Here is a 23496-nt window from a genome sequence, read left to right as displayed (position 1 = left end):
CGCTTCAACCGCAGCTTCCGCCAGGAGGTGCTCGATGCCTGGCTATTCAACGCCGTCAGCGAGGTGCAGACCGCTGCCGACGACTGGCTGACCGACTACAACGAATACCGGCCGCACGACTCCCTGGGCAACGTGCCGCCGGCGGTGTTCAAACCCAGGGTGTTCAACCAGGAAGTCTCTACTTCTGGACTGTCTACTTGACGGGGGAGCTTACGGCCCCAGCAGATCGCCGGCAGACTCAAGCGCATGCATCCCGACGACCCGAACCAACGTGCCAGCCACGAGACCATGGACAGCGGCGTGCACATGCTGCCGCGCGGGGAACTGCGCACACAGATGGTCGAGGCGCTTCGCCAGGCGCACACCAGGCGCATGCCGCGAGCGCGCGGCACCTCGCGCAAGACCAACATCGCCTACCGATCGCCCGCCCGAGGCCGACGACCGCCGCGTGCCCGGCCACTGGGAGGGCGACTTTGTGAAGGGTGCGCGCAACGCCAGCGCCATCGGCACCGCCATCGAGCGCACCAGCCGTTTCGTCCTGCTGACCCAGATGAACGGCTGCACCGCCCAACACGCGCTAGAAGGCTTCAGCCGCCGCTTCGCCGGCGTGATCCCCGAACTGCGCCAGCAGCCTGCCCTACGACCGTGGCTCGCAGATGGCCCGTCACGAGGAGCTGACCGCGGCCACCGGCATGCCGATCTACTTCTGCGACCCGCGCAGCCCTTGGCAGCGCGCGTCTAACGAGAACATCAACGGGCTGCTGCGCCAGTTCCTGCCCAAAGGCATGGACCTGTCGGCCGTCACGCCGCAAAAGCTCGCCTACATCGAGGCGATGATCAACGACCGCCCGCGCGCGGTGTTGGACTATCGAACCCCTCGGGAGGTTTATACCGAGCTGGTCCAAAACGCACTCGCTGCAAGAGTCAAGCAATACCCGCCGGGTGCTGCACTTCAGAGTTGAAACCACCCTATCAGATCATAGACCCAAACCACGGGCCAAGCCCGTTGAAGGCGACCCGTCATCCGATTACTGGCACGAGGGCACAACATACCAGCCCGATCAGATACCCCGCGGCGAGGGCTGGCACCACAGCCCATTCGCGCAGCCCTCTCCCAATACCTAACCCTCGGGCGTAAGCCATCACCAAAAAGGTACTTGGCAAGCGATGCAAGGCCAGAGCCCAGAGCGCAGCTGGGAGCCCACCCCAAGAAAAAGCCTGCGGAAGCCCCAGCAACAAAGTTACGCAGTTGAGAGCCTGAACATGTGTAAGCAAGTCGAACCGCCCACGGGCCATGAACGCACCGCTGGTAACATTTAATCGCACCCCTATGAGTCCGATTGCCAGCGTAGAGAACATTGGCCCTGCTGCAGCGTAGCGATCATCGTAGAACAGGTCGACAAGAGGAACGGCCGCGTGAAAAAACACCCCGGCAATCAGGCCAAGGCCGATGTCTACCGGCAGTTGGATGCGATCCAGGCCCCGACGCAGATCCTGGGGGCGTTCACGCTGGATCTCACTGAAGGCAGGAAAGGAGATCCGCCCGGTCAAGCGTTGAATGATCATTTCGACCACGTTGTACAGCGACAGCGCAATCGCATAACAGCCCAGTAGCGTCGCATCGATGGCTCCGCCCAAGAAGAGTCGGTCGAAATTCATTGCCAGCATGCTGAGCGCCGTGGCTGCGAGGATCCATCGTGTGTTGCCGAGGATCTCGCGGGCTGCGACCGGATCCCATCCAAATCGGACCTTGGGACCGGGCAAGATCAGGTGGGACAATATCGCGGTGACGGAAGCACTGATCCAGGGGCCCGCAACGAGTGACCACGGTGATCGGGTCGACCACGCGATCAGCGCTGTACTTAGCAAACCCGAGAACTGGGCGGTCAGCTCAATCAAGGTCGATTGGCGGATCTGCAGCCTACGGTCAGCCATTTCGAGATTAGGACTGTTGCACCCTGCTGGCAGCATGGACCACGCCATTAATGCCACCATGCCGGGCAGGAGCTCGCTGCGGTAGACAGACCCCGGAGGAAATAGATCGGTTCGTCCCAAAGCCAGCAGGCCGAGAGCCACCGATGAACCGATCACTCCGATCACCAATGCGCGAAGAATCTGTAGCGTGAAGGCCGTGGACAGGAAAGCGGGATCCTCGGCACGCGGACTGCGAATCAAGGCCTGCCGGATTCCGACATCCAGGATTAAACCGATTACCACCATCGCGACTGTGGCGACCGCCATCAATCCGAAGTGTTCAGGCATCAGCAACCGAGTGAGAATCAGATTGCTGGAGAACCGAAGGGCTTGGGACAGGCCAAGGCCCAAGAGGACCCATAAGCCCGATCGCTTAAGTCGGCTGGCTAGACTGGAATTCATGCAGGAAGTCAGGAAAGGACACGAGGTAGTCGTTGCCCGCGCTGCATGGTACCCGGCGGGCTGTGCACGACCTGCGTGCACAGCCCGCATGCCGAGCTCAGTGCTGCAAGATCTTCGAAAGAAATTCCTTGGCCCGCGGGGAGCGGGCCTCGGGCTCGCCGAAGAAGCTTTCCTTCTTGCAGTCCTCGATGATCTTGCCGGCGTCCATGAAGATCACGCGATGACTGACCTTGCGCGCGAAGCCCATCTCATGGGTCACGCACATCATGGTCATGCCCTCGTTCGCGAGCTGGATCATCACGTCGAGCACTTCGCCGACCATCTCCGGGTCCAGGGCCGAGGTCGGCTCGTCGAAGAGCATGACCATGGGATCCATCGACAGTGCGCGGGCGATGGCCACGCGCTGCTGTTGACCGCCGGAGAGCTGGCCGGGGAACTTGTCCTTGTGCTTGATCAGGCCGACGCGGTCGAGCATCTTCAGGCCCCGGGCCAGGGCGTCATCCTTGCCGCGGCCCAGGACCTTGATCTGGGCCAGGGTGAGGTTCTCCGTCACGCTCAGGTGCGGGAAGAGCTCGAAGTGCTGGAAGACCATGCCGACGCGGCTGCGCAGCTTGGGCAGGTCGGTCTTGGGGTCGGCGATGCTGGTGCCGTTGACGACGATGTCGCCCTTCTGGAAGGGCTCGAGCGCATTCACCGTCTTGATCAGCGTGCTCTTGCCCGAGCCCGAGGGTCCGCATACGACGACGACCTCGCCTTTCTGGATGGTGGTCGTGCAATCGGTCAGCACCTGGAAGCTGCCGTACCACTTGCTGACGTTCTGGATCTCGATCATGGAAGGCCTCAGCGGATGATCTGAATCTTCTGCTGCAGGCGACGCACGAGCATCGAGAGGCTGAAGCAGATGATGAAGTAGACGAGTGCGGCGAGCAGGTAGGTCTCGACCGGCCGGTTGAAGTTCTTGCCGGCCACCTCGAAGCCCTTGAGCAGGTCGTAGGCGCCGATGGCATAGACCAGCGAGGTGTCCTGGAACAGGATGATGGTCTGCGTCAGCAGCACCGGCAGCATGTTGCGGAAGGCCTGGGGCAACACGACGAGCTGCATGGTCTGTGCATAGCTCATGCCCACCGCGTAGCCGGCCTGCACCTGGCCGCGGGGCACGCTCTGGATGCCCGCCCGCATGATCTCGGAGTAGTAGGCCGCCTCGAAGATCGTGAAGGTGATGAGGGCCGAGAGCTCGGCCCCCATGGGCCGGCCGATCAGCAGCGGGATGAGCAAGAAGAACCAGAGGATGACCATCACCAGCGGGATGGACCTCAGGGTGTTCACATAGATTGAGGCGGGGATGACCAGCCAGGGCTTGCCGGACAGCCGCATCAGCGCCAGCACCGTGCCCAGGGCGATGCCGCAGACCATGGCGATCAGGGTGAGCTGCACCGAGAAGGCCAGGCCCTTCAGGATGAAGCCGCTGACGACACCCCAGTCGAGGAAGCTGTAGTCGAGGTTCAGCATCTCACTTGCCTCCGACCATGCCGGGCACGCGGACCCGGTCCTCGACGACCAGCATGAAGCGGTTGATCGCGAAGGCCGAGATGAAGTACAGCGCGCTCACCGCCAGGTAGACCTCGATGCCGCGCGAGGTCTCCTCCTGGGCCTGCATCGCGAACATGGTCAGCTCGGCGATGCTGACCGCGAAGGCCACCGAGCTGTTCTTGATGATGTTCATGCTCTCGCTGGTCAAGGGCGGGATGACGATGCGGAAGGCCATCGGCAGCAGCACGAAGCGGTAGGTCTGCGGCAGGGTCAGGCCCATCGCCAGACCGGCGTAGCGCTGGCCCTTGGGCAAGGCCTGGATGCCGGCCTTGACCTGCTCGGCGATCCGCGCCGAGGTGAAGAAGCCCAGGCCCAGCACGACGAGCACGAAGCTCGGCACGCCCTTGAGCACCGGGACAAGTCCGGGGATCACGTGGTACCAGAGGAAGATCTGGACCAGCAGGGGGATGTTGCGGAAGAGCTCGGTCCAGGCGTTGCCGAGGAAGGCCAGGCGCTTGTCGGGCACCGTGCGCAGGATGCCCATCAGCGAGCCGACGGCCAGCGCGACGACCAGGGCCAGCAGGGCCACGGACAGCGTCCAGCCCCAGGCCGAGAGCATCCAGTCGAGGTAGGTGATGTCCCCGCCCTCGCCGAAGCAGGACGGCCGCACCTCGCCGTCGATGGTGTCCTTGCAGAACACCTGCCAATCCCAGTTGCCCACCGGCGCCTCCTCGTCTGCGCTGTTCCTTCGGGCGGGCCGGCGGCGGCTTGCCCCGCGGCCCGGCCCGCTTCACTCACTTGGCCGCGTAGGCTTCCATCGGCTTGTCGTTCGGCGCCGCCCAGGCCGCCTTGGTGTTGTCATTGGGCGGCATGCCGACCTTGGTGTTGGCCGGCGGGATCGGCTGCATGAACCACTTGTCCCAGATCTTGGCGATCTCGCCGCTCTTCATCAGCGCGCTCAGGCTGTCGTCGACGGCCTTCTTGAAGGCCGGGTCATCCTTGCGCATCATGATCGCGATCGGTTCGACGCTCAGCACCTCGCCGACGATCTTGAAGTCCGCAGGATTCTTGGCCTTGGCGATGTTGCCGGCCAGGATGGCGCCATCCATCACGAAGGCATCGGCGCGACCGGATTCGAGCAGCAGGAAGCTGTCGGCGTGGTCCTTGCCGTAGACCTCGTCGAAATTCACGCCGGTCGCACGCTCGTTCTTGCGCAGCGTCTGCACCGAGGTGGTGCCGGTGGTCGTCGCGACCTTCTTGCCATTGAGCTGGCCGATGCTGGTGATGCCGCTGTTGGCCTTGACCGCGATGCGCACCTCTTCCACGAAGGTGGTGACGGCGAAAGCCACATCCTTCTGGCGGGTCGCGTTGTTGGTGGTCGAGCCGCACTCGATGTCGACGGTGCCGTTCTGAACCAGCGGGATGCGGTTCTGCGAGGTCACCGGCTGGTATTTGGTGGTCAGCGAGCTCAGGCCCAGTTGCTTCTGGATCGTCTTCAGCACGCGCTCGCAGAGCTCGACGTACTTGCCGTCACCGAGGGTGTAGCTGAGCGCGCCGGAGGATTCCCGCACGCCCATGGTGACGCTGCCGCTGTCCTTGATCTTCGTGAGGGTGTCGGCCTGGGCGCCGAAGGCGAGACCGGCCAGGGCAAGGGCCAAGAGGGTGTGCTTCATGGGAGGACCCCTGAAAGGGTGGGGACGCCGGAGATTCGATCGGCATGCCTCAGCCCAATCTAACCCAGCCATCCCGCACTGAAATTGTGGGGATCACGTGCTTCCCCCCCGGGGATTCCCCAGGACGGCTGCAGCGAAACGGCCAGCTTGCCGGCTGCCGCGAGGCGACGGATCCCCGGGGGCCGAGCGCAAGCTCCATGCCATCGGCGGCCCCGCACGGGGCCTGGCCCGCGCGCAGGCCTCAGGGTGCGGGATGCAGGCGGTGCGGCAGGATCTCGACCGTCTGCTCGCCGTTGCCCAGCCAGATCTGGCCGTCCTGCACGGTGCACTGCAGCCGCATGCTGCGCGCCACCAGGCCGGCCAGGGCAGCCACCTGCTCGGCGGGCAGCTCCCAGACCTGCAGCCCCGGCAGGCGGCTCAGCGTGCCCTTGTGCTGGGCCCACCAGATCGGCGTCTTGCCGCCCCAGGCATAGACCAGGGTCTCGCGGCTGCGGTGGCTGGCCTTGCGGATCCACTTCTCGTCGGGCAGGCCGACATCGATCCACAGCTCGATCTCGTCGGCGTAGGTCTTGCGCCAGAGGTCGGGCTCGTCCATCTCGGTCATGCCGCGGGCGAAGGCCAGCGGCGGCTGGTCGGCCTCGCCCCGGGTGTTCAGCGCATAGGCCAGCAGGCGCACCATCAGCCGCTCCTCGTTCTCGGACGGGTGCTGGGCCAGGGTGAGCTGCGGGCTGGCATAGACGCCGCGATCCATGTCGGCAATCTGCAGCTCGGCCTTGAAGATGGTGGACTTGAGGGCCATGGGAAGACTCGGGCACGCGCGGGGCGAAGCGAATCAGTCTCGCACAGCGGCCTCACCGCCCTGGGCCTGCAGGGCCCACATGCGCGCGTAGACGCCACCGTGTGCGAGCAGCTCGGCATGGCGGCCGCGCTCGACGATGCGGCCGGCCTCCAGCACCAGGATCTGATCGGCCTCGACCACGGTCGACAGGCGGTGGGCGATGACCAGCGCCGTCTTGCCCCGGGCCGCCGCGCGCAGCTCGGCCTGGATCGCGCGTTCGTTGGCCGAGTCCAGGGCCGAGGTGGCCTCGTCGAAGATCACGATCGGCGGGTCCTTCAGCAGCATGCGGGCGATGGCCACGCGCTGCTTCTCGCCGCCGCTGAGCTTGAGACCGCGCTCGCCGACGCGGGTCGCATAGCCGGCCGGCGTGCCGACGATGAAGTCGTGGATGTGTGCCGCACGGGCCGCCGCCTCGACCTCGGCCTGCGGCGCGCCCGGCCGGCCGTAGGCGATGTTGTAGGCCACGGTGTCGTTGAAGAGCACGGTGTCCTGCGGCACGATGCCGATGGCCCGGCGCAGGCTGGCCTGGGTGAGCTGGCGCAGGTCGCTGCCATCCAGGGTGATGCGGCCGGCCTGCACGTCGTAGAAGCGATAGAGCAGCCGCGCCAGCGTGCTCTTGCCAGCCCCCGAGGAGCCGACCACCGCCACCGTGTGGCCCGCCGGAATCTCGAAACTCAAGCCTTGCAGCACGGGCCGGCCCGGTGCGCCCGGGCGGGCCGGCTCGTAGGCAAAGTGCACGTCCTCGAAACGCAGGGCCGGCGGCGGGCTGCCGGGGGCGCGGCTCAGCTCGACGGCGTCGGGCGCGTCGCGGATCTCGCGCTCGCGTTCGAGCAGCAGGAACATCTTGTCGAGGTCGGTCAGCGCCTGCTTGATCTCGCGGTAGATCACGCCGAGGAAGTTCAGCGGGATGTAGAGCTGGATCATGAAGGCATTGATCATCACCAGGTCGCCCAGGCTGAGCCGGCCCGAGACCACGCCCTCGGTCGCCCGCCACAGCATGGCGATCAGCGCCGCGGCGATCAGCAGCTGCTGCCCCGTGTTCAGGATCGACAGGGTCGACTGCGAGCGCAGCCGTGCGCGCCGCAGATCCTCCAGGCTGGCCTCGTAGCGGCGAGCCTCGTGGGCCTCGTTGCTGAAGACCTTGACCGTCTCGTAGTTCAGCAGCGAATCGATGGCCTGGGTGTGCGCGCTCGAATCCAGCTCATTGAGCTTGCGGCGGTACTTCGTCCGCCACTCGGTCACGAGCACGGTGAAGACGATGTAGGCGACGAGCGCCGCCAGGGTGATCAGCACGAAGCCGGCATCGAACTGCGTCCCCAGAATCGCCAGCACCAGGCCGACCTCGACCAGCGTCGGCACGATGCTGTAGAGCGAGTAGCTGACCAGGGACTGCACGGCGCGGGTGCCGCGCTCGATGTCGCGGGTCATGCCACCCGTCTGGCGCTCCAGGTGGAAGCGCAGGCTCAGCGCATGCAGGTGCTCGAAGACCTGCAGCGCGATCGAGCGGGCCGCGCCCTCGCTGGCCTTGGCGAAGACCAGGTCGCGCAGCTCGGTGAACAGCGAGGTCGACAGCCGCAGCCCGCCATAGGCCAGCAGCAGGCCCAGCGGCACGGCCAGCACGGCCCGCGGATCGCCGGCCGGCATCGACAGGCTGTCGATCAGCTGCTTGAGCAGCAGCGGCACGCCGACGTTGGCGGCCTTCGCAGCGATCAGGCAAGCCAGCGCCAGACCGACGCGGACACGGTACTGCCAGAAGTAGGGCAGCAGGCGGCCGAGGGTGCGCCAGTCGGAACGCGGCGGGTGTGCGGCCGCCAGGCTGCCTGGGGTCGCCACCGGGGGCGCGGGATGTTCATGGGCACGCATGCTCGACAATCAAGGGAAGCCGGGCGCGCAGTGTCGCTGCTGGTCTGCCACCGTTTTCCATGCCCCCGAACACCATGATCGAAGACCCGTCCGCCAAGCGCCCCAAGCCCGTCACCGAGCTGAGCGCCCTGCCGCTGGACCAGACCCCGGTGCTGCGCGTGCTGCCGATGCCGGCCGATGCCAATGGCAACGGCGACATCTTCGGCGGATGGATCATGTCGCAGGTCGACCTGGCCGGGGCCGTGCTCTCGGCCCGGCTCGCACGGGGACGGATCGCGACCATCGCGGTCAAGGAATTCGTCTTCCGCCACGCCGTGTCGGTCGGCGACCTGCTGAGCCTCTATGCAAGCGTGGTGCGGGTCGGCACCAGCTCGGTGACGGTCGATGTCGAGGTCTATGCCGAACGCAATCCCTCCGACCCTTTCGTCGTGAAGGTCACCGAGGCCCAGCTCACCTACGTGGCCATCGACCGCGACGGTCAGCGGCGGCCGATTCCCCGGCCCCTGCCGGCCGACATCCCACTGCCACCCGGCACCGTCTGAGCCCGGCTCAGGCGCTGCGCCTGCGCGCCGGCAGGCCGCGCAGGCGCCAGCCCAGCAGCAGCGCGATCACGGCGGCATAGACAGCCACCTCGGCGAAATCCTGCTTGCCCGCCCGCATCCAGAAGAAATGCAGCAGGGCCAGGCCGGCGATGGCATGGACCGCCCGGTGCAGACGTTTCCAGCGCAGCGCGCCCAGGCGCCGGATCGCGCCATTGAAGGACGTGGCCGCCAGCGGCGTCAGCAGCAGCAGGGCCAGGAAGCCGACCAGGATGAAGGGCCGCTTCAGGATGTCCTGGCCCACGGCCGCCGGATCCAGGCCCATGTCCAGCCAGGCATAGGCACTGAGGTGCAGCAGCGCGTAGAAGTAGACGAACAGGCCCAGGGTGCGGCGGAATCGGGCCAGGGCCGGCAGGCCCAGGGCCTCGCGCAGCGGGGTGACGGCCAGGGTCAGGCAGAGCATGCGCAGCGTCCAGTCGCCGGTCTGGCGGATCAGGGCCTCGGCCGGGTTGGCGCCCAGGGCGTCCGCAGCAATCCGCCAGATCAGCTCGGCCAGCGGCAGCAAGCCCAGCAGCACCAGCAGGGGCTGGGCCAGGGGATGCAGCAGCAGCGGCCGGCGGGGCCGGCGCGGCTCAGTAGAACTTGGCGAGGTCCATGCCGGCATACAGCTGGCCCACCTGGGCTTCGTAACCGTTGAACATCAGCGTCGGCCGGCGGCGTTGCAGCAGGCCATCCTCGCCGATGCGCCGCTCGGTGGCCTGGCTCCAGCGCGGGTGGTCGACCTTGGGGTTAACGTTCGAATAGAAGCCGTACTCCTGCGCAGCCGCCAGGTTCCAGGAGGTGGCCGGCTGCTTCTCGGTGAAGCGGATGCGGACGATGGACTTGCCGCTCTTGAAACCGTACTTCCACGGCACGACCAGGCGCAGCGGCGCGCCGTTCTGCTTGGGCAGCACTTCGCCGTAGAGGCCGAAGGCCATCATCGTCAGCGGGTGCATGGCCTCGTCGAGCCGCAGACCTTCGACATACGGCCAGTCCAGCACGCGCGATCGCAGGCCGGGCATCTGTGCCGGATCGGCCAGGGTGGTGAACTCGACGAACTTCGCATTGCCGGTGGGCTCGACCTTGCGGATCAGCTCGGCCAGCGACCAGCCGATCCAGGGGATGACCATGGACCAGCCCTCGACGCAGCGCATGCGGTAGATGCGTTCCTCCATCGGCGCGAGCTTGAGGAGCGCATCCAGGTCGAGCTTCAGGGGCTTGCGCAGCTCGCCCTCGATGGACACCGTCCAGGGCTCGGTCTTCAGGGTGTGGGCGCGGCGGGCCGGGTCGGCCTTGTCGGTGCCGAACTCGTAGAAGTTGTTGTAGCTGGTGACCAGCTCATGGGGCGTGGGCTTGTCCGCCCCTTGGGCGCCAGCCAGCGTGCTGCGGACGGCCTTGAGGGCCGGCAACTTGCCGGGCGGAGCCATCTGGGCCCGCGCATCGCGGGCGGCCCAGCCGGCCAGCACGGTCCCGGCACCGCCTGCGGCCAGGGCCTGCAGCAGGCTGCGGCGCTGCTCGAAGATCGCGCGCGGCGTGATGTCGCAGGCCGTGGGGTGGTTGAAGCCGTTGCGGCGTTCACGCGGGGACATCATGGCGAGGCTCCTGGCAGGCTGGGACGGGATGGCCATGGGTCGCTTCCCGTCCTGCCACCTTACAGCCCGCTGCGGCGGCCGGCCGGCGTGCGGGCTTGTGGCCCGCTCCGCCGGGCCACCGCCGGGCTCACAGCTCGCCGTAGCTGTGCAGGCCGCTGAGGAACATGTTCACACCGAGGAAGGCGAAGGTCGTGATGACCAGGCCGACCAGGGCCCACCACGCGGCCACCGTGCCGCGCAGGCCCTTCATCAGGCGCATGTGCAGCCAGGCGGCGTAGTTCAGCCAGACGATCAGGGCCCAGGTTTCCTTCGGGTCCCAGGACCAGTAGCCGCCCCAGGCCTCGGCCGCCCACAGCGCACCGAGCACGGTGGCGATGGTGAAGAAGGCAAAGCCGACGGCGATGGCCTTGTACATCACGTCGTCGAGCAGCTCGAGGCTGGGCAGCTTGGCCACGATCAGCCCGCGCAGGGCCAGCGTGAGGCCACAGAACAGGCCGACCCCCACCACCATGCGCAGGCTCTTGCCCAGCGCCGTCTCGACCTGCGGCGACACGCCGCCGAGCTGCTGGAAGCCCAGCAGCACCAGCGTCAGGCCGATGGGGACGTAGACGAAGGCCGTGCGCAGCGAGGCGGGCGACGCGCTCTTGAGCAGGTAGGCCCAGGCCACCATGGCCGACAGCGCGAAGGTGCCGTAGCCGACGAAGTTGGCCGGCACATGCACCTTCATCCACCAGCTCTGCAGGGCCGGCACCAGGGGCTGGATCTGCTGGGCCTCGCGGCTGACCGTGTACCAGAGCAGGAAACCGACCGCCGCACTGACGATCAGCATGACGAAGGCGCCGAGCGAGCGCACCGAAGACTCGCCGTGCACCGTGCCCCCTTCGCGCGCGCGCTGCAGGTAGAGCGACTCGAAGTACAGATGGAAGGCGGCGGTCAGCCAGGCGAACAGCACGAAGACCTCGTAGAGGTTGCTCACCGGGATGTGGCCGACATCGGGTGCGATCTGGTGGCTTTCGTACCAGCGCACCATCGTGCCGATCAGGGCCATGGCCACGCCTCCCCAGGCGAAGACGCTGCCCAGTCGCTCGGCGGTCTGCGCGCGGCCGCGGCCAAGCAGGCCGATCCAATAGAACAGGGTGCTGAGCCAGAACAGCACGCCCATCCACAGGATCGCGCTCTGGCTGGCCAGGAAGTACTTCAGCAGCAGCTTGTTCTGGCCGGCATCGAGGTCGGCCCCGAAACCGTCGCCGACCTGGGCGTACAGACCGATCCCCAGCAGGCTGGCCGCTCCGACGCCGAGCATCAGCGTGCGCAGCGGCCCCCAGAACCAGCCCAGCGCGATCGCCGACGGCACGGCGCCCAGCAGGATGCCGCGCTCGTAGCCGTCCATGCTGGCGCCGTAGCGCTGCCAGGCGTAAGCGGCCCCGAGCACGATCAGCAGGGCAAAGACCCAGTCGTAGGGCGTGCGCCGGGCCAGCAGGCCAGGCGATTCGAGACGCATCGTCGTCGTGTTCATGCAGGGCGCTCCTCGGTGCGCGGGCCCGCCAGCAGGGCGGTGCGCAGCTGTTCGAATTCTCGGTCGGTGTCCAGGGTCTGGCGGGTCGAAGACAGGGCCGTCGCGAGGCGGGTGCGGCCTTCGCCGGCATCCTCCAGCCAGACCCAGAGCCGGCGCTCGCGGATGTAGAGCATCGCGAACACGCCGAGGATCAGCAAGGCGCAACCCAGGTAGACCAGGGTCTTGCCCGGCGCCCGGGTGACCTGGAAGACGCTGGCCTGCACCTGCTCGAAGTTCTGCAGCGTCAGCAGCAGCGGCGCCGGGAAGAAGGCCACGTCGGACAGGGCGATCAGCGACTGGCTCATGAAGCCCTGCAGCGTCTCGTCCAGCGCGAGCGGCTTCAGGCCGTCAGCCTCGCGGGCCTGCTGCAGCAGCTCGAGCAGGCTGCCGTTGAGGATGCGCAGCAGCACTTCCGAGGTGCGCTCCCGCTCGGTCTCCGGCACGTTGCGCTCGAGAAAGGCGGAAATCGCCATCAGCCCGGCGGGCGGCGGCCCGGCCGGTGCGGTGCTGCCCGGCGGGTCGATGCGCTCGGCCCCCGCAAAGATGCCCAGCGTGCGCAGGGCCGAGGCGCGCAGGGCCTCGCGCATCTCCGGACGCTCATCGGGCGTGGCCCGTTCCACATAGCGCGCGGCCGCGGCCTGTCGACGTGCGGGATCGCGCAGCGCGTTCTGCAAGCGCATCCAGTCTCCGACGCTGCCCTCGGCATCCACCGGGATGCGCAGGTAGCGGAAGCTCTCGTTCGGGTTGTCGCGCATCCCGGCCAGGAAGACGCGCTGGCCATCGAGTTCGACCGGCAGCATGTAGTTGTTGAACTCGCGAGCCTGACCGGCCGCGTCGCGCAGCTTGTAGCTGAAGGACGGCCCGATGTTGCGCAGCGTGCGCTCGGTCGGCGCCTGCGCGCCGGAACCGAGGTGGCGCTGCACGCTGTCGACCAGATCCACCTTGCGCACATCGACCGCAGTGCCCTCGCCCGCCCCGGGGCGGGCGACGTTCTCGACATTGATCGTCCGCAGGCCGGTGAACTCCAGACCGAGCTTCTCGCCGGAGCCGGACTCGCTGAGCTGGGTGCGGCCGCCGACCGCGCCCTCGACCTCGAAGGCCGGACCGCCCTTCAGGGGCCAGGCCTTGAACTTCAGGCGCGAGCCCCCGTCCTCGAAGCTGGACTGGTAGATCGCGATGCCGTGGCTCTCGGCCGGGTGGTTCACGCGGATCGTTTCCTCGCGCACCTCGCCGGTCTCGCGGTCGCGGATCAGCACCTGGCTCGAGAACAGCTTGGGCATGCCGGTCTCGTAGTAGTCGACGACGAACTTCTTCAGCTCGATCTCGAAGGGCAGCGGCTGCAGCACGATGCCATCCGCCAGGTTCAGCACGGCCACACCGGAGCGCTGGCCCTCGCCGACGAACAGCGAACCGCGGTAGGTCGGGTTCGAGGGGCTGAGCACATGCTCGGGCGGCACCGTGCTGAGCGCGCCATCCCCGCGGTAGGCCTGCTTGCCGCCCAGGGCCATCTGGGCCTGCACGATCAGGTCGCCGTCGAACAGGCCGCCGATGCAGATCAGCACGATGGCGCCATGCGCAGCCAGGTAGCCAAGCTTGTTGACCGCCCCCTGGCGGGCCGCGACCATCACGCCCCCGGGCTGGCCGGGCCGGGCTTCGCGCAGGTCGAGCTTGTAGCGCCAGCCACGGCCACCGAGCAGACCGGTCACCCGCTGCAGGGCGGCCTCGCGGGTCTCGGCCAGTTCGCCCTCGCCGCGATGCGGGAAGGCCTTCAGGGCGTTGGCGCGAACCTGCTCCTTGAAGCTGCGCAGGTCGACCAGGATCTTCGGCGCATTGCGGGCGATGCACAGGCTGGTGGAGATCACCAGGAAGGCCAGGATCAGCAGGAACCACCAGGCGCTGTAGACGTTGTAGAGCCCGATGCGCTCGAACAGCGCCGCCCAGAAGGGCCCGAACTGGTTCACATAGTTCGCGCTCGGCTCCCGCTGCGTGACCACGGTGCCGATCACCGACGCGATGCAGATCACCGTGAGCAACGCGATCGCGAAGCGCATCGAGGACAGCACCTCGACCGCCTCGCGCAGCGGGCGCGAGCGGGAGTTCAGGGTCAGGCCGGTGGTGCTGGCGGACATGGCTCGGGGACGGAGGACGGCGGGCGGCGAGATCCGCCCCGGGACGACACGGTCCGCGGGGTCGGTGGCAGAGCCCGCACCGCGGGGAAAGTTCAGTGAAAGCCGTGCAGCGTATCAGCGACGGCTTAAGCCCATCTGAGACCTCGGGATGCGCGCCACCGGCCCCGCCACGGCGGGGTTCGGCTCAGACGGATCGACCCGGTGACGCACAGCGGCGGCACCGGGTCGAAGGGGCGCATCCAACAGTGAGCCGCCGGGCCGGGCCCGGCCCGGCTTCACTGCAGACCGGCGATGTAGTCGGCGACGGCCTGGATCTCGCCGTCGTTCATCCGCTTGGCGATGGCGCTCATCTGCGCGTTGTTCTTGCGGACGCCCTCGCGGAAGGCCAGCAGCTGGGCGCCGGTGTAGTCGCCATGCTGACCCGCCAGACGCGGATAGACCGAGGGGATGCCGGCGCCGCTCGGGCTGTGGCAGCCCGCGCAGGCCGGGACCGACTTGGCCGGGAGGCCACCGCGGTAGATGGACTCGCCCAGGGCCACGGTGCCCTTCTTCTTGGCCGCGCCGGGCTTGGCCGACTTGCTGGCGTAGAAGGCCGCGACATTGCGCATGTCCTCGTCGCTCAGGGCCGAGGCAAAGCCCTGCATGACGGCATTGGCACGCTGGCCCGACTTGAAGCCCTGGAGCTGGCGCACCAGGTATTCCGGGTGCTGGCCCTGCAGGATGGGATAGGCGGGGGCGCCGCGTCCCCCGTCGGCGGCGTGGCAGGCCACGCAGGTCTGGGCGATGGCCTCGCCCTTCTTCAGGTCGGCCTTGACCGGCGCCTGGGGGGTCTCGGCAAGGGCGGGCGCAGCCAGGGCGGCCGCCAGCAGCAGGGTCAGGACGGACTTCATGGGTGGAGGCTGGAGTGGACAGGAAGAACGGGGAAACCGCGACACCGAGCCGCCCCGCCCCACCATGGGCCATGATGGGAGCGACTCGGGAAAACACTCGATTTTACAATGCCGGATGACCGAGCCCCTGACACCTGTTGCATCCCCCCCGGCGAACGGCCTTCGCACGGCCCTGGCGTGGACGCACACCGCGCGATTTCTGACCACCGCGGCCCGCCTGGACCAGCTGCCGACCAGCCTGCTGCCGGAGATTGCCTTCGTGGGCCGCAGCAACGCGGGGAAGTCCACGGCGATCAACACCCTGGCCCAGCAGCGCCGCCTGGCCTTCGCATCGAAGACGCCCGGCCGCACCCAGCACATCAACCTGTTTTCGGTCGGCCCCAAGGACGCGCCCGAGGCCCTGTTCGCCGACCTGCCCGGCTACGGCTACGCGGCCGTCGAGCGCCAGGCCAAGCTGCGCTGGCAGCAGGTGATGGCCGACTACCTGGCGCAGCGTCGCAACCTGGCCGGGGTGGTGCTGCTGGTCGATCCGCGCCTGGGCCTGACCGACCTCGACCAGCGCCTGCTGGACTTCGTGCGGCCACGCATCGCAGTCGGCGAGGTCAAGCTGATGGTCGTGCTGACCAAGACGGACAAGCTCAACCGCGCCGAATCCACCCGCGCGCTGGCCGCGGCCCAGGAGGCCCTGGCCGACCATGTGACCGAGGATGCGGACGTCGGCCTGCTGCTGTTCTCCGCGCTGAAACGCATCGGTGTGGACGACCTCGCCGCAAGCCTGCGCGAATGGGCGGACGATTGCCGGGCCCGCTGGACGGCGGCCGTGGCCCCCGCCGCGGAGCTTGCCGCGGAGGCTGGGACCGCCCGCGCGGACGCCGCACCGACCGACGCAGCCGACCCCGCAACGCCCCCCCTGCCGCCCACCGACCCCGCCGTGCCGCAGCCCTGAGCGGCCGCGCTCAGGGCGCGCCGAGCTGCAGCACCAGGCCGGTGTCGCCGCGCGGCGCATGCACCAGCCCGAGGTAGAGCGGCCCCAAGCCGGTGTCGGCGCCCAGGAAGATCGAGAAGCCGCTGCGCAGCTCGCCGAGGCGAATGTCGCCGCGCTCGCGCCAGGCGTTGCCCAGTTCGGCCGAGGCGCCGGCAAACAGGCCGCGCGTCAGCGCCGGCGGGCTCAGGCGCGCGTAGTAGACCGCCCGGCCGAAGAGGATCTGGTTGCCATCGATCTGCCTCGGCTTGTAGCCCGAGAGTTGCTGGAAACCGCCCAGCGCATCCAGTCCCTGGCCGCTGTTGCGCCCGTGGCCGCTGGCGAGCAGGCGTCCCGACAGGGCCAGCACATGGCGGTTGTCCAGCGTCCAGGCCTGGGTGGCCTCGGCCTCGACACGGGTGAAGGGCTGGCTGCGGTCGGTGCGGGCCTGGTCTTCCAGGCGGCCGCCGGCCAGCTCGACGCGGGCCCGCCAGCCGGCTTGCGGGAAGCTCGCGAAATCCAGCCGGTCGAAGGCCAGGCGCAGCCTCAGGCCCTGCTCGCGCCGGGTGATGCCGCCGCGCAGGCCGTCGAAGGCATCGCTGGCGACGACGACGCGGTCGCGCCAGCGCTCGCTGTAGGCCCCCAGCCGGAGCTCGCCCAGGCTGCCGAGCGGCTGACCGAGGTCCAGCCCCAGGCGGCTGCGGGTGCGGCGGATGCGGCCGGTCTCTTCGCCTTCCGGGCCGTCGTAGGTCAGCACCTCCTCCCGGCCGAGCTCGCCGCCCAGGGCGGCAAACCAGCCGCTCAGCGGCGAACTCTGCTCGCCCAGGGGGCGCAACAACTCGCTGGACCAGGCCGGCTGGGTGCCGATCTGCACGAGATTGCGCCAGCTCAGGCCGGCCTCGTCCAGCCAGGGGCGATGGTGCAGCAGCTTCACGTTGAAGCCACCGCGGCCGCTGAAATCGGTGCGGAAGTCCAGGCCGACGCGGAAGTAGTCCGGGCCCCAGGCCTTCTCCTCGACGGTGAAGATCAGGCTGTCGCCATCGGCGCCGCGCAGCAGCTGGTAGTCCACCCGGGTGTAGTCGCCAGCCGCCGCCAGGCGGCGCACATCGCGCTCGGCGGCCGCCACGTCAAAGCCCTGGCCGGCCTGGCTTTCCAGCAGTCCGGCATAGCGCTCGGGCCGGGTCTGCTCGGAGCCGCTGAAACCGACCCGGGCCAGCGCAGTGCGCGGCAGATCGCGATCGCCCCGGGCCTGGCGCCAGGCGGCGTAATCGGCCTCGGGCAGGGCCAGCGGGCGCAGCGCGTCGAATTGCTGCGCGGCCTGCTCCTCGCCGAGGGCGACGAAGGCCCGCGCCTCCTGGAAATCCGCGGCCGTCAGCCGCCCCAGATCGGGGGCGATCAGCAGGTCGCGCCGTGGATCCAGCAGCGCCAGGCTGCGCTGCACGTTCTGCTCGGTGAGGATGTTGATCATCTGCGCCGTCACCCCGAGCAGGGTGTCGAGCGACTCGCGCGGCTGCAACGGGGTGCCGATGTTGACGGCGATGATCCGCTCGGCCCCCAGGCTGCGGGCCACGGCCACCGGCAGGTTGTCGACCAGGCCGCCATCGCCCAGCAGCCGGCCGGCCACCTCGGTCGGCGCGAACACCCCCGGCACGCTCATGCTCGACCGCATCGCCAGGGCCAGGTCGCCATGGGCCAGGATCTCGGGGCGGCCGGTCTCCATGTCGGTGGCCACTGCGCGGAAGGCAATCGGCAGGCGGTCGAAATCACGCAGCTCGGCCACGGGCAGGGTGTAGCGGCGCAGCAGGGATTCCAGGCCGCGGGTCGAGACGGTGCCCAGCGGCACCCGGAACTCGCCGTCGCGCAGGCCGACCTCCAGCGCCGGGGTCACGGCGAAGTCGTCCTCCTTCTGGCGCATCGGCAGCTCCGGCCGTGCGACCCGGCTGGCGAACAGGCCCTCCCAGTCGAGGCGGCGGATCTCGGCCTCGATGACCGAGGCCTCCATGCCACTGGCGTAGAGCCCGCCGATGATCGCGCCCATCGAGGTGCCGACGATCAGATCGACCGGCACCCGGGCCCGCTCCAGCACCTTCAGCACGCCGATGTGGGCCAGGCCGCGTGCGCCGCCGCCGGAGAGCACCAGGGCCACGCGCGGGCGCGCGGGACGGGACGTCGCAACCCAGGCAACCGGCTCTGCCGCGACAGCCGGGGCGGCGGACGCTGCACGCCCATGCAGACTGTGCTGGGTTGTCAGGAGCCCAGCCAGGACGGCGACGCAGGCCCGCAATCGGCTAGTCGGACTCGTCAAGCAGTCCATCCACCGCACGCTCGAGCAGGCTGCGACGCTCGTAGGGTCCGGCCAGTCCGGCGCGGATCATGCGGTCCAGGGCCCGCCGAGTGAAGGCATGGCAGCGGTCCAGCAAGGCCTCGCTGAACAGCCAGGGCTCGCCTGCGTCCCCCGCCTCGACCAAGCGCATGACACGCCAGCGGCCTTCAACCGGCAGGCGACACCAGTCTCCTGGCTGGAGCGTTTGCAGCCAACCACGCGGGGCACGACTTGCAGCCTTGGGATGGGGCTCATCCAGCGGGTGACCGAGGTCGAAGAATGAGGCCAGGGGCGGATCGACGGAGGCTCCACCCGGGGGAGGGTCAGCAGGCTCCGCTGCCAGCCCCTCCAGACGCGGCGGAGACCGCCGGATGCTCTCGAATACAGCTTCGCGCTGCGACTCTGACACGCCGGCTTCGACACAGCCCTGTCGCAGCACCTCGAGCAGGATCGGGAGGTCCCGCTGCAACTGATCGGCCTTCTTGGCGGTGGATGCGCCCTTGATGCGGTCGATCAATGGGTCGAGGGCCGCCTGTAGCGCATGCAAGCGCAAACTTTGTTCGGTTTCGTCAAGGGTCAGCTGCGCGATGGCACGCGGCAGCGCAGCGAACAGAAAGTTGCGCAGCAAAGGATCAACCCGTACTCCCTCGGTCTGCTGGACTTCGATCAAACGAGCCAAGGTGCGGCGGCGCTGCCGGGCCTGGATGCGCTCCAGTTTCTGCTCTCGGCGCAGTCGCTGTCGATCGGCGCACCGGCTTTCGAGTTCCAGGGCCAGCTCGGCGCGAAAGATACGCGTCAGTGCGTCCAGGGCTGCCTGGAAAGCTCGGGCATCGGCACGCTCATGGGCCGCCAGCCGAGTACAGACATGATCAATGCCCTCGACCGCCCGATGCAGGCGCGGGTCGTCGGCAAGCGTGAATCCGATCGTGTGCCGCCCAATACAGTCGATCAGCAACCAGGCCGGATGGCGATCGCTGTCGAGCAGACGTGGCTCAGCTAGGGCGATACGCAGCACCGGCAGCTGCAATTGCTCGATTGAATGACGCACGGGCAGCGGCAACTGGGCATCGTTGCAGATCACCTCGAAGAGCCGGGCGATCATCTCGACGATCTGGCGATCGGTCTCGTGACGAGCGAAGGCGTGAATCTCGGGCAGACGGGCCAGCACCCGGTTGGAAACTCGACCCGCGTCCTGAGGTCCGAAGGAACGATCCGGCACGTCGACAACGCGACGAAGCATCTGGTCAAGTTCCCGGAGGGATCGCGCAATGACGGGTCCCACGACCTCGCCCTGAGGCTGGATGCGCAGACGCAGGCTGTCGAGGGTACCCGCCCGGTGCAGAGGCACGCCGGAAGGTGGGGCTCCGCCGGGCAGGGCCCATCGCAGTCGGTCTGCTGCTGCCTGCGGCCAGGGCATATTGGGATCGGTTGACAGCGTGGACGACAACTCTCGCTCCAGAAAAGCAAGAGCCGTCCCGACAAGCTCGATCAGCGAACCCGCGGCCGCTTGCAGCAGCGCATAGCGCGACCCCGCTGGCAGGTCCAGCACAGCGCTCGAGCGCCACAGGACCCCAAGCAAACCCTCAGGCTGCACTGGATCCCAGCTTGGATCTCTGCCGCTGTGCGGCCCGGCGAGCAGATGACGAAGGCGTTTGAGTCTGGTCCCCTGCTGGTGCTCGATGGCCTCGGCCAGCCGCATGAGCGCAGCAGAGATCTCGACTTCGGCCTCATCGTGCAGCAGCCGCAGGGCAGGTCGAGGCAGGTAACGCATCGGGCGCTCGGGCCATTCAAGCAGAGCTCGAGCGGCCTCGGCCGCCCAGAGCGCCTCATGACGACGGACCACGGCCTCCAGCTCGACGCAAGTGGCCACCGGAACTCCGTCCTGCGCAAGGCGGGGAAGCGTCTGGATCACGCCGCGGCTCAGCGACTCTATCCAGCCCGGCAGGGCGGGCAGCACGATCAGGTGCAAGTTGTTCGAGCAGTCGGGAGCTTCGGCAGTCATGTGAAAAGCCAGGCCCGTCAGCCTCTGGCTGCTCGATTATTGCCTCACGTGGGAAGCGCCGCCCCGTTCCGTCACAGGTCGAAGCGGAGCTCGGCGTGGAAGGTGCGCTGCGGATAGGGGTGGAAGGCCCAGTACTTTTCGTTGTTGAGATTGTCGATGCCAAAGCTCGCACGCCACTGACGATCGATGCGGTATTGAACGCGGACATCGGTCACGAAGTAGCGCGAGAAGCCCTGGTAGCTGAAACCGTTGGTATCACTGTTGTCGAGCTGGCCGAACTGCTTGCCGCTGAATCGCGCCCCGAAGCTGCCCTGCAGCCTTTCGGTGAAGGCATAGCTGGCCAGCAGGCTGGCCCGCCAATCGGGCACGCGCGGCTGGCGCTTGCCGACGCTGGCCGGGAAGGCCTCGTTCTCCTTGATTTCCGAATCGGCGTAGGTCAGCGAACCCAGCAGGTCCAGGCCGGGCACAAGCACGCGGCGGGCCTGGGCGGCCAGCTCGACGCCGACGGTGTCGATGCGGCCGACGTTCTGCACCGTGTTCACGCCGCTGGCGTTGACCTGGCTGTACAGCGCGTCGCGGCTGCGCTCGGCAAACAGGGTGGCGCGCAGCAGGCCATGGTCGAGCAGGCGCTCGGCGCTCAGCTCGGTGGTAACCGACTTTTCGGGCTTCAGATTGGGGTCGTTGTTGGTGGGCAGACCGGTGCTCGTGTTAACCCCGCCCTGGAAGAGCTCGTTGACGGTCGGGTTGCGCACGGCGCGGCCGACCGAGGCCTTGAAGGTCCAGTCCTCGCTGTAGGTCCAGGCGATGGCGGCCTTCGGCGAGAAGCTGTTCTCGTCCCGCTCGCCATAGCGCACCGTGGTGCTGCCTGCCTGGCGCAGCCCGTCCCGGGCCTGCCAGTTCTCGAAGCGGCCGCCGAGCACGGTGCGCCAGCCCGGCGCGAAACGCCAGGTGTCCTGGGCCCAGAGGCTGGTCAGCTCGGTCTCGCCCTCGAAGCGGGCGCTGGCCGTGGCGGCGGCATCGCGGGTCCAGTCGCTGGTCGTGAACTCGCGGCGACGCAGTCGGAAGGTGTCGCGCTGCAGGCCGAACTCGACGAGATGCGGCCCCTGCAGACCCTCGGGCCGCCAGATGCCCTTGGCCGCCAGCGTCATCCAGCCGGTGCCGCCCTGATCGACCAGGCGCCCCGCCCCGCCCTGCAGGGCCGCAGGCAGGGCGGTGGTGCTGCTGGACACCTTGTCGGTCGCGTAGTCGTAGAGGCTGGCGGTGGCCTCCCAGTCCCAGGTGCCGCGGGTGTGGCTCTTGAGCGAGAAGCCATGCGCAAGGTGTTCGAAGCGACCGCGGCTCTCGCTGAAGGTGGTGTTGCCGAGCGCATAGCTGCGGCCGTCGATGTTGACCGTCCCGCTGAACACCGGCTGGCCGGCCGCATTGCGCAGGAAGCTGTCGGCATGGCGCTCGGCCTCGTTCTGCCACCAGGCCAGGCTGTAGCTGGCGCGCAGGGTCGGCGTCAGGTCGTAGGCCAGCTTGAGCTTGGCATGGTCCTGGCGGGTCTCGGTCTGGGTGGTCGTGCCGTAGTTGATGACCGGACGGCCGAAGTGGTCGCGGTCGGGCACGCCCCCGCGGACCGGCGTGCCGGCGCCGCTGGTGGCGGACGGCACCAGGCCGCGTGCGATGACCAGCGGCTGGCCCTCGTTGTCCAGGCGGTCCAGCGCCAGCCACCACGAGAACCTGCCGGCCCGGTCGCCGAGCGACAGGCTGCCCTGGCCGCCGCGGTAGCGCTCATTCGTGCCGTAGAGCTTGTAGTCCTGGAAGAAGCCCTTGAGCTTCGCATGGGCCTCGAAACGCTCGGGCATGCGCGTCACGTAGTCGACGATCGCGCCGGCCGAGTTGCCGGGATAGGCCGCCGAGAAGGGGCCGTAGAGCACGTCGACGCGCTCGATCTCCTCGGGCGTGACCAGGCCCCAGCGCGGCGTGAACTCGGCGCCGTTGCCCAGCAGGTTCGACAGCAGGATGCCGTCGGCATAGACCAGGGAACGCGCACTGTTGCCGGTGCCCGAGGCCCGCGAGGCCAGCACGGCATGGTCGTAGTCGCCGATGTTGCGCTTGCGCACGGTCAGGCTCGGCAGGTACTTCAGGGCATCCGACGAGTCGGTGGCATTGATGCGCTGCTCGATGAGGTCACGGCTGACGCCTTCCGTGGTCGTCGGGATCTCGATGGGCAGGCTGGTCGGGCGGTCGGCCGTCACGCGGACGCGCTCGAGCTGGGTTTCGCCGGCGGAGGCCTGGGCCTGGGCCTCGGCCCAGGCGGGGCCGGTGGCCAAGCTGGCCAGGCCGAGGCCCAGCAGGGTGCGCGCCAGCGGGCGCAGGACGGGTCGGGCGGGCGACGGGACGCGGTGGGCAAGGGACATGGCAATTCCTTCGGCGCCGGCTCGGGCAGGGCCCGGCCGGCCGCAAACAACATGTGGCGGCACGGGGCACAGGCCGCTGCGGCCTGCGGCACGTGCGGCAGCTCAGTGGGCGTGGACGGTCGCGGACGCAGCGGCCGGGGCGGATGCCGGGGCCGGGCGCAGGTCCAGCCAGGCGGCCGGGGCCTTCAGCGCCCGGCGGTCCTGGCCGGGCGCCGGCACCTCGGCCCAGTCGATCTCGCCAAGCAGGCAGCGCTGGGTCACCCGCCAGTACAGGCGACCCGGGACCTCGGGCAGGCGGACGACCGCCACGAACTCGTCGTAGTGCGCGTCATCGAGGGGCCCGCCGCTCCAGCGGATGCGGCGCACGTCTTCGCGGACGGTGCGGCCGTGCCAGCTGTAGGGCTCGGCGAGCGGTTCCTTCTCCACGGTCAGCGTCCAGCCCGGCTTGGGCATGGGCTTGGCACCCCGCACCCCCTCGGGCACGTGGACGATCAGCTCGCGGATGGCCGAGCCCTCGCAGCCGTGGCCGACCTTGAACACGGCGCGGTAGCCGCTGCCGGCGAGGGCTTCGGGTTCGGCCAGGGTGACATGGGCCCGCACGGGCGGGGCCTGGACGGCGGCCAGCACGGCCAGCAGCCCGAGGGCCGGACGCAGCGCGCGCCGGGCCCGGAAAGAAGCTTGCAGCATGGGGGAAACCTCGTGGGCGCAGTGCCCCCGCCGGGCCCCGCGACTGGCGCGGCCCCGACCGGGGACAACTCACCGGGTCCTGGCGACCCGGCCTCTT

The 23496-nt window shown here is 68.6% G+C and carries 20 protein-coding genes; 4 read left to right on the top strand and 16 right to left on the bottom strand.

The genetic code is table 11. The annotated features are described in order from the left end of the window. Both H4F90_RS09375 and H4F90_RS09370 read left to right on the top strand, forming a co-directional pair. The coding region (locus tag H4F90_RS09375; RefSeq protein WP_182663839.1) for an integrase core domain-containing protein at positions 1 to 201 on the top strand (201 nt) is incomplete at its 5' end. A 431-nt stretch (positions 202 to 632) separates the two neighbouring features. Then, complete coding sequence (locus H4F90_RS09370) at positions 633 to 962, top strand: IS30 family transposase (RefSeq protein WP_268911859.1); 330 nt, start codon at positions 633 to 635, stop codon at positions 960 to 962. Between the two features lie 58 nt (positions 963 to 1020). Here H4F90_RS09370 and H4F90_RS09365 read toward each other — a convergent pair whose 3' ends face one another. The 7 genes from H4F90_RS09365 to H4F90_RS09335 form a co-directional block, all read right to left on the bottom strand. After that, on the bottom strand, positions 1021 to 2376 hold the full coding sequence (locus H4F90_RS09365) for an oligosaccharide flippase family protein (protein WP_182663834.1): 1356 nt from the start codon (positions 2374 to 2376) through the stop codon (positions 1021 to 1023). A gap of 97 nt (positions 2377 to 2473) precedes the next feature. Further along, a complete protein-coding gene (locus H4F90_RS09360; RefSeq protein ID WP_182663833.1) occupies positions 2474 to 3208 on the bottom strand; it encodes an amino acid ABC transporter ATP-binding protein in 735 nt (244 codons plus the stop codon). Positions 3209 to 3216: 8 nt separating this feature from the next. Next, complete coding sequence (locus H4F90_RS09355; RefSeq protein ID WP_182663832.1) at positions 3217 to 3885, bottom strand: amino acid ABC transporter permease; 669 nt, start codon at positions 3883 to 3885, stop codon at positions 3217 to 3219. A 1-nt stretch (position 3886) separates the two neighbouring features. Next, positions 3887 to 4627, bottom strand: coding sequence for an amino acid ABC transporter permease (locus H4F90_RS09350; protein WP_182663831.1), 741 nt, complete (start codon positions 4625 to 4627; stop codon positions 3887 to 3889). 73 nt (positions 4628 to 4700) lie between these two features. Continuing rightward, on the bottom strand, positions 4701 to 5579 hold the full coding sequence (locus H4F90_RS09345) for an amino acid ABC transporter substrate-binding protein (RefSeq protein ID WP_182663830.1): 879 nt from the start codon (positions 5577 to 5579) through the stop codon (positions 4701 to 4703). Positions 5580 to 5820: 241 nt separating this feature from the next. Continuing rightward, the gene (locus H4F90_RS09340; protein ID WP_182663829.1) at positions 5821 to 6378 is read right to left on the bottom strand and encodes a YaeQ family protein; all 558 of its coding nucleotides are present in this window, start codon (positions 6376 to 6378) and stop codon (positions 5821 to 5823) included. A gap of 33 nt (positions 6379 to 6411) precedes the next feature. After that, a complete protein-coding gene (locus H4F90_RS09335) occupies positions 6412 to 8280 on the bottom strand; it encodes an ABCB family ABC transporter ATP-binding protein/permease (RefSeq protein WP_182663828.1) in 1869 nt (622 codons plus the stop codon). 74 nt (positions 8281 to 8354) lie between these two features. Here H4F90_RS09335 and H4F90_RS09330 point away from each other — a divergent pair, with 74 nt between their 5' ends. Further along, complete coding sequence (locus H4F90_RS09330; protein ID WP_182663878.1) at positions 8355 to 8822, top strand: acyl-CoA thioesterase; 468 nt, start codon at positions 8355 to 8357, stop codon at positions 8820 to 8822. 7 nt (positions 8823 to 8829) lie between these two features. On the opposite strand, the gene H4F90_RS09325 is transcribed toward H4F90_RS09330, so the two are convergent. The 5 genes from H4F90_RS09325 to H4F90_RS09305 all read right to left on the bottom strand — a co-directional run bounded on the left by H4F90_RS09325 (position 8830) and on the right by H4F90_RS09305 (position 15024). Continuing rightward, positions 8830 to 9483 carry a protein-methionine-sulfoxide reductase heme-binding subunit MsrQ gene (locus H4F90_RS09325; protein ID WP_182663827.1) on the bottom strand — a complete coding sequence of 218 codons (654 nt, stop codon included), beginning with the start codon at positions 9481 to 9483 and terminating at the stop codon, positions 8830 to 8832. Next, entirely contained in the window at positions 9452 to 10447 is a 996-nt protein-coding gene (msrP, locus tag H4F90_RS09320; protein ID WP_407926178.1) for a protein-methionine-sulfoxide reductase catalytic subunit MsrP, read from the bottom strand. Before msrP ends, H4F90_RS09325 begins: the two co-directional genes overlap by 32 nt. Before the next feature lie 130 nt (positions 10448 to 10577). After that, positions 10578 to 11966, bottom strand: a complete 1389-nt coding sequence (gene ccsB / locus H4F90_RS09315; RefSeq protein WP_182663825.1) for a c-type cytochrome biogenesis protein CcsB — start codon at positions 11964 to 11966, stop codon at positions 10578 to 10580. Beyond that, positions 11963 to 14134 carry a cytochrome c biogenesis protein ResB gene (locus tag H4F90_RS09310; protein WP_182663824.1) on the bottom strand — a complete coding sequence of 724 codons (2172 nt, stop codon included), beginning with the start codon at positions 14132 to 14134 and terminating at the stop codon, positions 11963 to 11965. Before H4F90_RS09310 ends, ccsB begins: the two co-directional genes overlap by 4 nt. A 275-nt stretch (positions 14135 to 14409) precedes the next feature. Continuing rightward, on the bottom strand, positions 14410 to 15024 hold the full coding sequence (locus tag H4F90_RS09305; protein WP_182663823.1) for a c-type cytochrome: 615 nt from the start codon (positions 15022 to 15024) through the stop codon (positions 14410 to 14412). 115 nt (positions 15025 to 15139) lie between these two features. Here H4F90_RS09305 and yihA point away from each other — a divergent pair, with 115 nt between their 5' ends. Then, entirely contained in the window at positions 15140 to 15970 is an 831-nt protein-coding gene (gene yihA / locus H4F90_RS09300; RefSeq protein WP_182663821.1) for a ribosome biogenesis GTP-binding protein YihA/YsxC, read from the top strand. 10 nt (positions 15971 to 15980) lie between these two features. On the opposite strand, the gene H4F90_RS09295 is transcribed toward yihA, so the two are convergent. The 4 genes from H4F90_RS09295 to H4F90_RS09280 all read right to left on the bottom strand — a co-directional run bounded on the left by H4F90_RS09295 (position 15981) and on the right by H4F90_RS09280 (position 23399). Beyond that, entirely contained in the window at positions 15981 to 18131 is a 2151-nt protein-coding gene (locus tag H4F90_RS09295; protein ID WP_328700876.1) for a patatin-like phospholipase family protein, read from the bottom strand. Between the two features lie 142 nt (positions 18132 to 18273). Continuing rightward, the gene (locus H4F90_RS09290) at positions 18274 to 20310 is read right to left on the bottom strand and encodes a DUF1631 family protein (RefSeq protein ID WP_182663817.1); all 2037 of its coding nucleotides are present in this window, start codon (positions 20308 to 20310) and stop codon (positions 18274 to 18276) included. Between the two features lie 71 nt (positions 20311 to 20381). Further along, entirely contained in the window at positions 20382 to 22712 is a 2331-nt protein-coding gene (locus H4F90_RS09285) for a TonB-dependent receptor (protein WP_182663815.1), read from the bottom strand. 102 nt (positions 22713 to 22814) lie between these two features. Beyond that, a complete protein-coding gene (locus H4F90_RS09280) occupies positions 22815 to 23399 on the bottom strand; it encodes a YcnI family copper-binding membrane protein (protein ID WP_182663812.1) in 585 nt (194 codons plus the stop codon). Between the last annotated feature and the right edge of the window lie 97 nt (positions 23400 to 23496).

Source organism: Aquariibacter albus (assembly GCF_014145335.1).
Classification (GTDB): domain Bacteria; phylum Pseudomonadota; class Gammaproteobacteria; order Burkholderiales; family Burkholderiaceae_C; genus Aquariibacter; species Aquariibacter albus.
The sequence above is the reverse complement of the archived record's forward strand: the minus strand, read 5'-3'. Positions and strand labels throughout refer to the sequence as shown.